Annotated in this window: 15 protein-coding genes and 2 pseudogenes; 2 read left to right on the top strand and 15 right to left on the bottom strand. The window is 52.7% G+C overall.

Going from position 1 to position 12,677, the window contains the following annotated elements:
- Nucleotides 1-20: 20 nt before the first annotated feature.
- The 10 genes and pseudogenes from PYL13_RS22770 to PYL13_RS22815 all read right to left on the bottom strand — a co-directional run.
- The gene (locus PYL13_RS22770; RefSeq protein ID WP_275642965.1) at nt 21-1,493 is read right to left on the bottom strand and encodes a helix-turn-helix transcriptional regulator; all 1,473 of its coding nucleotides are present in this window, start codon (nt 1,491-1,493) and stop codon (nt 21-23) included.
- 227 nt (nt 1,494-1,720) lie between these two features.
- The gene (locus PYL13_RS22775; protein ID WP_259149821.1) at nt 1,721-1,882 is read right to left on the bottom strand and encodes a DUF2256 domain-containing protein; all 162 of its coding nucleotides are present in this window, start codon (nt 1,880-1,882) and stop codon (nt 1,721-1,723) included.
- A 37-nt stretch (nt 1,883-1,919) separates the two neighbouring features.
- Nucleotides 1,920-3,467, bottom strand: coding sequence for a cryptochrome/photolyase family protein (locus PYL13_RS22780; RefSeq protein WP_275642966.1), 1,548 nt, complete (start codon nt 3,465-3,467; stop codon nt 1,920-1,922).
- 176 nt (nt 3,468-3,643) lie between these two features.
- Nucleotides 3,644-3,877, bottom strand: coding sequence for a hypothetical protein (locus PYL13_RS22785; RefSeq protein WP_275642967.1), 234 nt, complete (start codon nt 3,875-3,877; stop codon nt 3,644-3,646).
- Between the two features lie 275 nt (nt 3,878-4,152).
- Nucleotides 4,153-4,362, bottom strand: a complete 210-nt coding sequence (locus PYL13_RS22790) for a hypothetical protein (RefSeq protein ID WP_275642968.1) — start codon at nt 4,360-4,362, stop codon at nt 4,153-4,155.
- Nucleotides 4,359-5,156 carry an exodeoxyribonuclease III gene (xth, locus tag PYL13_RS22795; protein WP_275642969.1) on the bottom strand — a complete coding sequence of 266 codons (798 nt, stop codon included), beginning with the start codon at nt 5,154-5,156 and terminating at the stop codon, nt 4,359-4,361. Before xth ends, PYL13_RS22790 begins: the two co-directional genes overlap by 4 nt.
- On the bottom strand, nt 5,153-5,332 hold the full coding sequence (locus PYL13_RS22800; protein WP_250984805.1) for a hypothetical protein: 180 nt from the start codon (nt 5,330-5,332) through the stop codon (nt 5,153-5,155). The genes xth and PYL13_RS22800 overlap by 4 nt, the downstream gene beginning before the upstream one ends.
- 185 nt (nt 5,333-5,517) lie before the next feature.
- Complete coding sequence (locus PYL13_RS22805; RefSeq protein WP_275642970.1) at nt 5,518-5,781, bottom strand: hypothetical protein; 264 nt, start codon at nt 5,779-5,781, stop codon at nt 5,518-5,520.
- A gap of 1 nt (nt 5,782) precedes the next feature.
- Nucleotides 5,783-6,595: pseudogene (gene ku, locus PYL13_RS22810) on the bottom strand (non-homologous end joining protein Ku).
- Nucleotides 6,595-7,002: pseudogene (locus PYL13_RS22815) on the bottom strand (Ku protein); the annotation flags it as partial. The pseudogenes PYL13_RS22815 and ku, both read right to left, overlap by 1 nt.
- Nucleotides 7,003-7,491: 489 nt before the next feature.
- On the opposite strand from PYL13_RS22815, the gene PYL13_RS22820 reads away from it, so the two are divergent.
- Nucleotides 7,492-8,697: a CHASE3 domain-containing protein gene (locus PYL13_RS22820; RefSeq protein ID WP_250984803.1), complete on the top strand. Its 1,206-nt coding sequence runs from the start codon at nt 7,492-7,494 to the stop codon at nt 8,695-8,697.
- Nucleotides 8,698-9,111: 414 nt separating this feature from the next.
- Nucleotides 9,112-9,477, top strand: a complete 366-nt coding sequence (locus tag PYL13_RS22825) for an ArsR/SmtB family transcription factor (RefSeq protein WP_250984802.1) — start codon at nt 9,112-9,114, stop codon at nt 9,475-9,477.
- A 312-nt stretch (nt 9,478-9,789) separates the two neighbouring features.
- Here the strand turns inward: PYL13_RS22825 and PYL13_RS22835 are convergent, their stop codons facing one another.
- The 5 genes from PYL13_RS22835 to PYL13_RS22855 form a co-directional block, all read right to left on the bottom strand.
- Nucleotides 9,790-10,128: a hypothetical protein gene (locus PYL13_RS22835; RefSeq protein ID WP_275642971.1), complete on the bottom strand. Its 339-nt coding sequence runs from the start codon at nt 10,126-10,128 to the stop codon at nt 9,790-9,792.
- A 147-nt stretch (nt 10,129-10,275) separates the two neighbouring features.
- Nucleotides 10,276-10,713 carry a type II toxin-antitoxin system VapC family toxin gene (locus PYL13_RS22840; protein ID WP_259149627.1) on the bottom strand — a complete coding sequence of 146 codons (438 nt, stop codon included), beginning with the start codon at nt 10,711-10,713 and terminating at the stop codon, nt 10,276-10,278.
- Complete coding sequence (locus PYL13_RS22845) at nt 10,713-10,961, bottom strand: type II toxin-antitoxin system VapB family antitoxin (protein WP_259149628.1); 249 nt, start codon at nt 10,959-10,961, stop codon at nt 10,713-10,715. The genes PYL13_RS22840 and PYL13_RS22845 overlap by 1 nt, the downstream gene beginning before the upstream one ends.
- A 66-nt stretch (nt 10,962-11,027) precedes the next feature.
- Nucleotides 11,028-11,834 (bottom strand): N-6 DNA methylase, encoded by an 807-nt coding sequence (locus PYL13_RS22850; RefSeq protein WP_275642972.1) that lies wholly within the window; start codon nt 11,832-11,834, stop codon nt 11,028-11,030.
- Nucleotides 11,835-11,919: 85 nt separating this feature from the next.
- A complete protein-coding gene (locus PYL13_RS22855) occupies nt 11,920-12,447 on the bottom strand; it encodes a hypothetical protein (RefSeq protein ID WP_275642973.1) in 528 nt (175 codons plus the stop codon).
- Nucleotides 12,448-12,677 lie beyond the last annotated feature (230 nt).

Here is a 12,677-nt window from a genome sequence, read left to right on the forward strand (position 1 = left end):
GGTCTAGCGACGGGTATTTTTTACCGGCGACCGGTAAAGCCGCGTTCTTTGGCCCATATCACAGCTGCTGTGCGACGGTTCACACCGATCTTGCCATAAAGCGAGGCGATATGGTTGCGGATGGTGTGCTTGGAGATGTTAAGCCGGTCGCTCATTTCCTTGTCGCTGCAGCCATCGCAGATGAGAGACAATATTTGCTCTTCGCGGTCGCTAAGATCCTTGAGAGAAGTAGAGGATGTTGCCCCACGCGAAGTCTGCCTTAGCCCAGCCAGCCGCTCCACCACAGTACGGCTGAACCAGGATGTATCAGTCATCACGCTCTCGATCGCCTCGATCAGCTCATTTTCGGAACGACGTCTTTCCGTCACGTCCTGTATCGCCCAGATGATGCACAGCTGGTCATTGATCTCCACCCGTTCAGCCGAGACAACGCATTCAGCGGTGCCGCCATCTGGAAGGCTCATTGTCATGTTTTCGTTGCGGACAGGGATATTATCCTTCAGCCGCTTTTCAATGTCGCGCCGCGCCGCAACATCGCTCCACAGTTTCAGTTCACTTGCCGTTTTGCCGACAACTTCGGCTTCCTTGCGCCCGCAAAGCATAAGAAAGGCGTCGTTGATTTCCGTCAGAACGAAATCGTCCAGCCTCGATATCGCTGTGGGGGCAGGAGAGAGGCGGAAAGATTTAAAAAAACGCTCCTCGCTCTGGCGTAGCGCATTTTGCGCTTTTCGACGTCCGTCCAGATCTGCAAACGTAAAGAGCATGCAGGGCTCTTCAGCAACGGCAATGGGTTCTCCAGCCACGATGACCAGTCTGTCGCCACCTGGAATGGGAATAAGCGCCTCCCGATGGCGGATGATGCGACCTTCATGCAGGCGATTCAATGCGTCTTCGCCTGTGTCGCATCCAGAAAATAACCCGAGTTCCTCGACGGTTATGCCGATGATGTCTTCCCGGCTAAAACCGGTCATTTCCAGAAAGCCCTGGTTAACACGAATAAAGCGCTCATCCTCCAGTCTGCAGATAAGCCCGGGTGCGGGATTGGCATTAAACGCACTTTCGAACCGTGCTTCCGCCTCAAAACGCGGTGTCTCGTCGCGAATGATCAACACCAGCACGTCAGGTTCAGCGCCTGCATCTTCAAGAACCAGTCCTCGTACGGTGTGGACCCAACATTCCGTTTCATCATCGCTCGGCGATATTTCCACCGTCACGTCTTCGAATTTTTCGCCCGCAAGCAGCCGCTCAAGTGGATATTGGCCTTCATCAAGCAGGTGGTTGTTGCGATAGCGAAGTGTGAAATTTCGTCTGTAGCTTGCAGTGTCTGCACCAAGTTCGGACACCGCTTCTACGCGGTGCATCTCAAGCGCCGCGCTGTTGGCCCATGCTACTGTTCCGTCATTTTCCAGCAATATCAGACCGTCGCTCAGGCCTGCTATCAGATTTTGCAAAACCACGCGGTTTATCTTTGGAACGTTCGAGCCTTTGTCCATGTCACCCCCGAGGTCAGATACAACTTGTCTCTCATAACGCGGACCGCCGCCAAGCGTTGCAGGTGTGACACTGTGAACGTCGGCGTATCCGGTACTCGCTGTCACAGGAATAAATCGCTGCCGCTCTGATAAACTCTAGCTAAGTCATTCTTTGATGAACGGGTGATCGACACCGCTCAAACAGCTTATCGTTCACAGCGGTATCCTTTGTGGTAGGTTCAAACCTCTCAAGCAGTGCCAAGTGGTTCAGCCTTCGTTCTGCGGCAGCGCTCAGAACAGAACTTGACCTCGTTCCACGTCTTCGCCCACTTGCGCCGCCAGACAAACGGCCGCCCGCAGGCTGCACACGTCTTGGACGGCAGGTCCGCCTTCTTGACCATCTTCGCCATCAGTACACGCCCTCACGATGCAAGTACTCGCGGGTTGTCAAACGCGTTCACCGGCATCCAGCTTCTGCAGGAAAGATGCGGCGCTATCGCGATATGCCACTTTTTTTTGATGTTCCATGCGATGCCAAGAGGCATAGATTTGCGCCAGACGATGATTGCTGGACAAGGTACCAGCATTCCGATCGAGAAAATCCCAATAGAGCGCGTTGAAGGGACAGGCGTCCTTTCCAGTCTTCTTCGAGACGTCATACCGGCAGCCATCGCAATAGTTCGACATTCGTGAGATGTAGGCGCCACTTGAGGCGTAGGGCTTGGACGCCATAAAACCGCCATCGGCGAATTGGCTCATACCTATGACGTTGGGGAGTTCCACCCACTCGAAGGCATCAGCATACACTTCCAAATACCAGCAATGAACGAGATGGGGGTCGAGGCCTGCCAGCATCGAGAAATTTCCAACCACCATCAGCCGCTGGATGTGGTGGGCGTACGCATGAGCAATAGTCTGCTTTATGACGGTTGCCATGCACGCCATGTCGGTATCACCACTCCAGAAGAAGTCGGGTAGGGGCCGCTGTGCCTCAAACACATTGCTTTTTTCGTACCCGGGCATTTTCAGCCAGTAGATGCCCCTGATATACTCGCGCCACCCGATAATCTGGCGGATGAACGCCTCGACGGCATTAAGTGGGGCATTGCCTTCGAAGTAGGCGCGCTCTGCAGCGCGGCAAAGAGCCAGAGGATTGAGCAGTCCGATATTAATGTAGAACGACAGCAGCGCGTGATTGAGGAATGGCTCTTCAATCAGCATTGCATCCTGTGTTTCACCGAAATGCGGCAGGAAGTCCCGAATGAATACATCCGCTGCATCCAATGCCTGGGCACCGGTAACGGCAAAGCTGAAATTCTTGGTCGATCCCATGTTACTCGGGAAACTTCGCTCGACCAAGTCAAGCACTTCTGCCGTCACCCGGTCTGGCCGGAACTCCGGATGTTTCGGCCGAAACAGATCAGGCTGCGCCGGCTTTCGGTTCTCGGCATCAAAATTCCACCGACTGCCGACAGGTTTGTCGCCATTCATTAGCAAACCGGTTTTCCTGCGCATGTCCCTGTAAAAATATTCCATAGTCAGTGATCGCCGCCCCGCAGCCCAGGCCCGGAAACCTTCCCCAGAACAGAGGAACCGACTGTCGGTTCGGATCTCCACGGGTATGCCAAGATCGGATTGCCAACTGTTCATGGCGTCCAGCACACGCCATTCGCCGGCTTCAGTGACGATGACGCAGGAGGGGCCCGTGGCCCTAACGCCGCGTTTCAGCTCACCGGTAAACCCTCCGGAATTTTCGGGATCATCGAGTTGCGTGTACCGGACAGTGAACCCGGCATTCCGAAGCTCATCGGCGAAGTGCCGCATTGCGGAGAAGATCAGAGCTATCTTCAGCTTGTGATGCTGCACATACGTTGCTTCCTCCATTACCTCGCACATCAGGATTATATCCTGCGTGGGATCAGCACCATCGAGGCTCGACATTTCCAGCGTAAGCTGGTCGCCTAGTATAAAAATCAAATTTCTGGCAGCGCTCATGATGGCTTTCTCTGCTAAAAGACATTCGCTCTTATTACGCATTGAAAGGTCTGATGGATCGCTGGGAGATATTTACACAAGCAACGGGACTTTAGGGGACAGGGCACGACTTATCGTCTCATCCTCGATGTCTTGCCCACCAATGTCTCAATGCGTAAATCGAAGATTGCTCAACGTTAGGTGATTGTGGCAAAGCCAGCAAAGTCGTTCACATGGGTTGGCGAGCGTTGTAGAAAGAGCCTCGCCACCGCCCGTGTCACCCGCACTTCGGTTTCGATATCGGTTAAGCCGGAAATACCGATGCGGGGCAGATTGATCCAGTCTCCGCATTGCAGTTGGGCAGACATGAAGCGTACCTCACGAATGCCATCACATGACATGCGAACTCGCGCCAGATCTACCGGAGTCATTGAGGCCGTCGGATTGCAAGGAAAGAACGGACCACTATCCCGACGGTCTTGATGACCCCGAATACACATTCGCCTCGTTACCAGAATGGAAAACGCTCGCGATCCACTGCAAAAGTTGCGACCCGGTTGCGCCTGTCAACCGCTGGGAGATGGCCCGAAAACACGGAAGACAGTGTGTCATCACTATGTTGCTTCCCAAGCTACGATGCGAATGTGGCGTGAGAGGCAACAGCGAATGGCTCATTGGTAAAATGCCTCGTTGACGTAAAATATGGTTAGGTCGCAGCGGGCCAGTCGTTGGCTGGTTCATCAACCATGCTACCGTCGTCAGCGGGAGCTGGATCTTGCTGGTAGGCTTTATGCAGATTTCCTATCTCTTCGCTGACCGCCCCGAGAACTTCCTGTTGGTCGACGCCTTCCGTAACGAACCTGTCGACCAAGTCTTCGAGTTTGAGCCGGAGTTCATTTCGCCATTGCGTTGTCATCTCGTTCTCCTTTTGATGGGTTTTTCTGCAAGTTTAATTCGGACAGGCGCATGATCACTCGTGTGGTCCCATCCTCGGACATGCGTGTCTACGTCCGCCTTCGCTAACCGTTCGGCAAGATCGGGGCTTAGAAGGAGATGATCCAGACGGAGCCCGGCATTTCTGGCATAGGCATTCCGGAAGTAATCCCAGAAAGTGTAAATTGTTTCATCGGGATGAAGTTCACGGATGGCATCCGTCCATCCTTGAGCGATCAGCTCGCGAAATGCATCTCTGACCTCAATGCGGAAGAGTGCATCGTTCTTCCATCTTTCTGGCTTATATACGTCGAGCTCGGTCGGCATAACATTGTAGTCGCCGGCGAGAATGACGGGTACCCCAAGTTCGAGAAGCCCCGCAGCATAATCCCGCAAACGTTGAAACCAGCGGAGTTTGTATTCGAACTTCGTGCCGGGATATGGATTGCCGTTCGGAAGATAGAGACCGCCGATTACGATGCCATCCACTATAGCCTCAATGTAGCGGCTCTGTTCATCCTCTGGTTCCCCAGGTAGCCCCTTACGGGTGAGTAATGGCATCTGTCCTCTAGCGAGTATCGCGACACCGTTCCATGACTTCTGACCATGCCAGACCGCACCGTACCCAGCGTTTCCGATTGCGTCTTCGGGAAACCGGATGTCAGGCGCTTTCAGTTCCTGAAGTATGGCAATATCGGGCTGCGCCTTTTCGAGCCATTTCAGCAAAACCTCAAGTCGGCCGTTTACGCCATTGACATTATAGGTCGCGACTATCACTTCGACTTGCGGTCGCCCTTGTCTCCTTCCCCCGGTTTTGCATCGTGTTTGGCGTCATGCCGTTTGTCTGCTGAGAGAGACCTGCCCACATCAACGGATTCTTTGAAGCGGCCGTCCTCATCTCGGCGGACGTAACGCTTGTCGGTTCCCGTATCAATCAGTTCGCGCTTGCTCATGGTATTCTCCTTCGTTAGCGATACCTCACTAACTCGCAACCTCATGAAAAAGATGCATCAACGGTTGATGGCGTCAGTCAATTGGAAGCGTAACACGACAATAAGGTTTGGCGCCCGTTTTGAAAAAGGGCCGCCCATTGGCGACCCTGCACGAAATCCAAAACACGAGTGAAGGTGAGGGGCGGTCAGTGGTGCGTCTCCACGACACTGTCGTCATCATCAAAATTACCGTTACTGAGAGCATCATAGGAATTGACGCTTTCTCCACCGACGCGAGTACCAAATGCAGTTAATTGCACCATCACGGCGCGAGCCCGCTCGACAACATCGATCTCGTCAAGATCGTTGTCACCAGCGACTTTGACGATCACTTCATCGCCATCATCGCCAATGAATTCGATCTTCCAGCCATCATTTGAGTGTTCAATGTGTGTTTCAGTCAAATGCATATCAGCCAGCCTTTCTTCCGCCGTTAAGCTCTTTGGCCAACGACTTCTTCAGTGCATCCATAATGTTGACGACGTTGTTAGGTTCCGCGGGGGCACTCCCTTTTCGACCGCCGTTCCTTGGTTTCAATGATTTCTTTTTCGTCGCAATCAGTTGCAGCAGCGTTTCCTGAACAGGGTCGCTCACCATCTCAGGCGACCACTTCTCGGTTTTTTGCTTGATGAGGTGCTGCATCAGTGGGATTAGTTTAGGGTCAGAATCGTCCTCGATATTCTCGAAGTATTCTTTCTCAGGCCTGACCTCATCACCGAAACGAAGAGTCCAGAGTACGATGCCATCGTCGCGAGGTTCCTGCACCACGGCTCGCTCACGGCGGCTCCTGACGGGTTTCGAAACACCAACGACTTAGTCAGATTTCATGGCATCGCGGATAACGGCGAATGCCTCGTTGCCAACTGAGCTTTCAGGCATCAGATAATGCGGTTTTTCGAGATAAACCCATTCGATGCTATCGGCTGGTACGAACTTCTCAACGTCGATGGTTTTCACCGTGTCGAGCTCGACAGCATCGAGATCATCGTCCGTAAGGATGACGTAGTCGTCTTCTCCCCGCGCGTAACCGCGAACATCGTCGCCCTCTTTCACCCACCTACCCGTCACGGAGTCGATGTACTGGGAAATGACACGGTTGCCGGTTTCGGAGTTTAAAGTGTGAAAGCGAACCTTGTCACTCTCCGACGTAGCCGGTGACATCGTAACAGGGCAGGTCACAAAGCGGAGTTTAAGATAACCGCGCCAATAAGGTCTAGGCATGATCAACCAGCCTTTCTGCGTGCCGAGGACGATGACGAACTTTTAGCGGCCCCTCGGGCTGCGGGTTTTCTAGCCGTTGTCCTGTTGGCGTTGGCCGCAGCGCGTTTCGGTTTCGCTTCACCACCTTTCGACATGACAGCACTTTGACGAAGCGCTTCCAGCAGGTCATTCGGTTTTGAAACCTCGACGGCCTTTCGCCTGGGAAGCGCCTTACAGGAGACCTTCGCTTCAACGAGTTCAGTGAGGGCAGCTTCGTAGCGATCATCGAATGTCGCCGGATCGAATGTGCCTTTCTTGGTTGAGATGATATGTCGGGCGAGATCAAACATTTCGGCCTCAAGCTTAATCTTCGGCATTTCCTCGAATGCTTTCTTCGAAGACCAAACCTGGAAGTCATAGTTCAATGTGGTGACGCCGCTGTGTAGAGCGCGATCCCACAACTCACTTCACCAACCTTCAAGAAGCCTTTCCACTGTGCTCGATGCGCGGCCACACGAGATACTCCGAGTGACGCTTGACAGCGAATCAACCGTCCCGCACCCGGTTCGTTCCGATCGAGAACGAAACGGTCCTCCCTTGTTCCAAACAACTCGGGCGATCGTGGAAGCTCGCCTAGGGGAAAGGTCGTTGATGGTGGTTTGGCAATCTCGGAAAAGGTCTCCTGAAAGCAAACATGTAATGAAGCGTCGGCAATTTCGACCTGGCTCTTAGACGCGCTGATAGCTTCGGATGGCGGTTTCTCCCTCCAGCGGAACCAAGCATTTCGACAATGGACAGGGCAATATCCCCAAATTGAAACTTTCTGAACGAAGTTCAGAGTCAAACGTTCTTTAATCTGTCAGATAAAGGCGAGAATCCGCTGACGAATCGGCAAAGCTATTAGCAGCAGGATCACACACATGCGTCGCGCTTCTGTCATTGATTCAAGGATTTCTGGGAAGCTTGCAAGCGGAGCGATGCCCATCACTGCCACAGTCGTTGGGCTTGTTCTTTGCGTCGCAATATTCCTATCGGTTTGGATAGCCTCAGAAGACTCGGAGGCAGATCAGGCTTTCCGAGTAACCGTTGCATACCAGAACGGTGTCGCTGATCTGATGTCATCCATTCAAGACGCGGAGATAGGGCAACGAGGGTATCTTCTTACGGGTGATGAACTCTATTTAAATCCTTACAACGTCGCTATGGCGTCGTTGGACAACATCATCGACAAACTCGCAGAGGTAGATAGCACCCCTGTGCAGACATCAAATATCGCAGCGCTCCGAAGTCTCGTTGCGCAGAAGAAATCTGAGCTCCAGCAAAGCGTCGAGCTTCGTCGCTTGGACGAGGCAGCATCGATTGCACTCATGAGGTCCGGTCAGGGTAAAATCCTGATGGATGGCATACGGGCTGTCATCCTCCAAATGAAAGAAGATGGTGTCGCGCAGTTAGCCACGCGGCTGGAAGCGGTCGCTCTCGGAAAGAGGCGAATGCAAATCCTGCTCGTACTATTCGCAACTCTCGCAGGGGGCTTGAGTATCCTTGTGGTGCGCGCGACGGTCACGCGCGCAAAAGCGGCCGAGAAGACGAGAGATGAGCTTCTGGGGCACGCCGATCGACGCCTGATGGCCGTCATGGCGGCGGACTTGGTCGGCTACAGCAGAATGATGGAAATTGACGAAGCAGACACACTCAATCGGCTCAAGTCGGCCAGACACGGCATTGATGCGATCATTGAGGACTACAGTGGCGTCATCATCACGACTGCCGGAGACAGCATCGTAGCGGCTTTTTCGAGTGCCCTGTCAGCAATCGATTGCGCTATTGAAATCCAAAAGCATTTGGGAATTCAAAACATCGACAGATCAGAAAATGATCAGCTTCGGTTCAGAATCGGGATGAATGTTGGCGACGTGATTATCGACAATGGGGATATTTTTGGCGACACGGTGAACATAGCTGCGCGGTTGGAAAGCATTTCAGAGCCTGGTGGAATATGCGTTTCACGATCAGTGAGAGATCATGTCAGAAAGCACCGAAAGCTAAAGTTTGAGGATGCGGGATTTCAACGGGTAAAGAACATTTCCAAACCCATCAGCACCTTCAGAGTCTACGCTGAAGATTGATGTCCTTTTCCTTCCGTACAACCTTGCAAGGTCGGCCACTTTGTATAGTATCGAGTGCGAAGCCGGATAGGTGGGTCGCTCGTCTGCCGTTTCGTTGGCCATCGCGAGAAACCGGAAAAACCGCGATGTTCACCATCCCTGTCGCGTCCGGTTGACACGGCCCGCGCTCTGTAGGTGAACTCAATCAGTTGCAGTTTGTTCCGAAGTGATCGGTACCCAAGGGCCTGTGTTCGATTAAGGCCGTACGGTTACGATCTGAGCGTGCTTTGGTTTGCGAACCTGAGATGGTCCTTACCTCTGAGGGGAAGGTTCACCCTTGCGTGCGCAGACAGCCGAAAAACATAAGCTGCTGTTTCAGACAATTCTTGGGCTTTCCCCTATGGCATCTAACGCCTAATTTAGGAGCTTGGTAGAATGTACTCAAATGCATCAAAAGCCCGGTTGCTGACCAATCTTTCAAACGCTACGCGGCTTGAAATGCTCTCGCTCATGACTAAACGAGAAGTGTCTGTTGGTGAGCTTTGTTCAAAAATGACCATAAGCCAGTCTGCTGTATCCCAGCACCTGGCAAAACTGAGGTCGGACGGTTTGGTCAGCACACGCCGTAAATCTCAAATTGTCTACTACACTTGCACAAACGTAGGAGTGCACCGTGTTTTGAATTTGCTTGACGAAATTTTCAGTCCGGAATTTGCGGCTAAGAACATGTATGTATTTAAAGACACCACTACGAAAGTTGAAGCAAAACTCGACAGTCGGCACTTGGCTCGCGACCGATAACAGGCCAGTTTGCGATAATCAGTTCTTCGCGGATCTTGCCGCTGACCAGACGGCGTAAATCCTTGTGCGTTGGTACCGGATTGAACAGATAAAGCCGTCTCGATGGCAAGTTGCGGATGCGCAGAACGACGCGATAGTCGAGTTTGGCACTGGTCCAGGAAACCAAACCCCCGCAGTAATCGGCGTATTGTGATCTGACCGCCCGCAAGAGTAACATGAGAGCCAAGGTGGGCTGAAGCAACGAACCGGGCAAGTTGCTACACATCATCATCCCGACCTAGATCAACCGGTTTGCACCCCCTCTCGAAGGGACTACTGCGCGGTAAAGAAAGTAAGAAGCACCTTGCCCTTATCTCCAATAAGGCAAACGAAGCGGTCCGGCTTTCCAGTCTGACCACCGCGAGCGATGTAAGCATCGCCCATAATTACAGCCTTCACAGCAACGTCTTCAACTTTCGTGTCGGCCGCGCTAACCGCGAGCGTTTCCATATCTAAAACAAGGTCTGTTATCTCGGGCGCTCTCTGTTTGAGCGCAATGAGCCCTGTGGACTGGCAGGCTTGCACGGCAGCGTCATTGCTCGTCTGTGCGTAGCTTGTTAACGCGGTCATGCTGACGACGCTATAGACTGTGAGAGCTAGAATAATCTTCATAGTGATAACCCCAAACCACAAAACTGTATGTGTTCACAAGTCATTGGTCCGTTGTTGGTTCCCTAACCAATTGAACTTTACAGCGATACGCAAATTTGGAGAGCGGTGTAGTTGGGAAGCAATTAATACCGCCAGCCCTATCTCGCCCTATGCCTGCTCGATATCGGTTTTTGTAAAGTCATCGCCTTTGAACAGCAGTGGCAAACGATATTCCTTTGCCATCGCGTAAACAAAGCAGTCGCCCATGTTCAATCGGGCAGGGCTGGCAACGACCTTCCCGTATTCACGGTTTGCCGCCAGCGCCTTGCGGTGGGTGGTTCCACTGATGGAAATGTCACGCGCATTGATGAGGGACAGAAACTGTTCAACAGCTTCCTGCGCATCGTCCAAAAACTCTTTCGGGATGGGCTTATTACTACCGATCCTGTCTTCCGTGTATACGCGCGCAAGACTGACAACTGCTTCATACGCAGTGAGCGACGAGTACATAATCGGCTTATTGGTCATCTCGATTTTTGCCAAGAGGTAGCCGCTGTCGTCCTCGTTTGCCAGGATCGAGATTATAGCTGAAGCATCCAGATACATTACATGTCCCACAAGTCGTCAGAGATTTTCTTCAAATCAATAGGTTTCGGGTTTGGCCCACGCTTTGCGGCGACGGCATCCTGAAGCTCGCGCACGCGATCCCGCAAAGGCACGGTTTGTTGCGCACGCTGCAATTCATGCAGCAGCGCCTGGCGAACAGCATCCGTCTTGCTCTTGGCGTTGGTAGCCTTCATCACAGCTACAGCCAGATCATATACTGCTTCGTCTTTGATATAGAGTTGGCCCATCTCAAAACCCTCTTATTGGATATCCTCCTTTATATCACAAGGATATCCAATCTACAACAAAAAACACTAGAACAACCGGATTTGTCCTGTTTTTTCAATGGTATAATCCTGTGTTGGTAGGTCGTTGGTCTTGACGGACGGAAGCGACACAGGCGCAGAAACCGACGAACAACGCTCTTTCACCCTGTCGATCTGATCCCACAACCTGAACTTTGCATCCCATTGATCAAGGACATGCGCCGGGGTTTTCCATTCATCGCGAAACTCAAGTGAAAGCGTGTTGCCCTCAAGGATCACAGCCGGAATATGGAGAAGGGCAAACTGAATATAGGCCATGTGAACAGCACGGCGATCAATATCAATTGCGGTCACATGCAAGCACTGGTGATAGTTATGGCCTGCGTCTTTCATGGCCTCGGCCAGCGCAATAACCATCGCTCCAGAACCGCAAGCCGGTTCCTGCGCGCGGATATAACCCCGGCCTTTCATGACGGCTGCAATATCGTCACCTGATCCTATGTTGATCTTCGCCATCATTTCGCAAATGGAGTAGGGCGTAAAAAACTGACCTCGGGCGGTGTTGTGCAACTCCAGCGCATGAAACACTTGCCCCAGGATATCCGTTGGCTTTTCTTCCAACGCCTTTACGACCGCGCCAAGGATCTCGGGAAACACCTTTAATGTTGCCGGGTCATACCGGCGCACCACTTCCAGATATTGGCTCTCGCGCTCATCGCGCTTTGGCAGATCGGCGGCATTGCTCAACGAGATCGCCGCGCACTGGCACCAGTCAGAAAACACCGTGTAAAGATCGTGCTTGTACCGGCACTTTTCGAATAGCTTGACGATGGTGGCCACATAAGAACTGGACATAGGAATACCCATAGGAAACGCGCGACTGAACCTTTGAGCGTTCAGGCGGGATGGATTGTCATTGATGGCGGGACGAGGAGGCGGGTTAGTAATCGCCTTCGTAATATTGCGGGCGCTTCTCCAGCTCCTGCGCGATAAACTCGACCGCGAACAGCGGGAACTTTGCCGTCATGCGTCGTTCAAGGGTCTTGCTACGCACCCTTGCTCTCGCTTCCTTGCGCCAGCGTCGAATAGGCCGCTGCGTCACCAGTTCCCACGTCACGGCATAACCACAACCCGGCGACCAAAGATCGAGGATTTCTTGAGGGCACTTTTCACCCCGCGTCACGAGTACCGCATGCAAAACACGTGGTCCCGGTGGCTGTGTATGGGGATTTCTCCAGGCCAGTGAGTAGCGGACCATTTCTGGTGTCGGACTAGATTTCATAGGTACGATCGCCATTTGGCAGATCACAGGCGATGTCGATGTGCATGTTCTGACCTCAAAATCGGTATACCGATCCTTCAGCCACTTTGCCGCGACCCTAAAATCAGGGTGGCTGAAGACATCCTGCTCACCCTGATATCCTGCATTTTCGACCACAACATATTTCAAAGAAGGCTCAGGGCTCACGAAACACTCCTATTTTCCCCGTTGGCGCTCCCTCTCAAATTTGATTGGGAATACGTATGTATTCCCGGGCAAAGGGGGGAGGGCGAAGCCAGCCCACTGGCGGATGGATCCGGCGTGACAGGGGTCATGGAGGCAACAAAAAACGGAAGGTTCGGCCGAAGGGTGAAAGCCTTTTTTTTGACGGAGTGACAGCGCGCAGCGCGCTTGCCCCTTGATCGCCGGAACGATCC

Source organism: Agrobacterium sp. Azo12 (genome assembly GCF_029193765.2).
In the GTDB taxonomy this organism is placed as follows: domain Bacteria; phylum Pseudomonadota; class Alphaproteobacteria; order Rhizobiales; family Rhizobiaceae; genus Agrobacterium.